The sequence below is a fragment of the Streptomyces sp. NPDC104106 genome, from assembly GCF_055584345.1.
The window spans coordinates 1-1,079 of the sequence record NZ_JBVJMF010000072.1; the positions used below are offsets into that span (position 1 = coordinate 1).

Sequence of the window (1,079 nt, forward strand, 5' to 3'; positions counted from 1 at the left end):
GTGGTGGTGCCGGCGGTGACGGTGAAGGTGGTGTAGGGGGGTGGTGTGGTGGTGGGGTCGGTCGTGGTGACCGGGACCCACTCCACCGCCAACGGCGAAGTCAGCGGTCCGCTCGCAGCTCCCGTCAAGTCCCCCGAAGTGAGCGGGCGGCCTGCGATCGCGCCGACGACGAGAAGGGGCGCACCGGTCGGGTCCGTCATCTCCGCGCCCAGAGTGCCGTCCGCCCGGAGGGACAGCCGGATCCTCGCCGCGGCGGCACCGGTCGCGTGCAGCGTCACGTCCGCGAACCGGCTCGGCAGTACGGCCTGTCCCTCCTCACCGGCCAGCACACCGTCCAGCACCGGGGCCCACAACGCCGGATGGAATCCGAACCCCTCGGCGGCAGTGCCCTCGGCGAGGGCCGTCTCCGTGTACTCCCCAAAGAGCCCGCGGACGGTCTCGAACGCCCCGCTGTGGTCGTACCCGGCTGCCTCCAGCCGCTTGGCCGACTGCTCGGGGGCCGTCCCGGCGACCTGGCCCGGGCCGGCTTCGACGGTCCCGCCGGAGGCACTCAGCACACCGGTGGCACGCCGGGTCCAGCCATCGGCCTGCCGGGTGTGCACGCGGACGTTGTGCTTCCCGCCCTCGTCCGCGCCGGACACCTGAACACGGAGATCCACCCCGCCTTCCTCGGGCAGGACGAGCGGCTTGTCCAACGTCAGCTCGTCGAGGTGATGCAGTCCCAGACGGCCGCCGGTGGCCAACACGAGGTCGAGCACCGCGACCGCGGGAAGGACCGTCGTGTCCTGCAGCGTGTATCCGGCCAACCAGGGATGGCTCTCCACGCCGATGCGGCCGGTCGCCACCACTCCCTGGCCTTCGGGCAGTTCCACCAGTGCGGTGAGCAGCGGATGGGCGGTGTCGTCCAGCCCCGCCGATGCGGCGTCTTCCAGACCCGTCGTCCCGGCCGCTGCTTCGAGCCAGTAGCGCTGGTGTTGGAAGGGGTAGGTGGGTAGGGGGGTGTGGGGGTGGGTTGTGGTGGTGGTGTTGTTGTTTTTGGTGGTGGGGGTGTTGTGGGTCCAGGCGTGGGTGAGGGCGGT

Annotated in this window: 1 protein-coding gene; it reads right to left on the minus strand. The window is 71.3% G+C overall.

What is annotated here, in order from left to right:
- Positions 1 to 1,079 (minus strand): polyketide synthase dehydratase domain-containing protein (locus tag ACZ60X_RS43905; protein ID WP_469611460.1); only part of this gene is annotated, 1,079 nt, incomplete at both ends.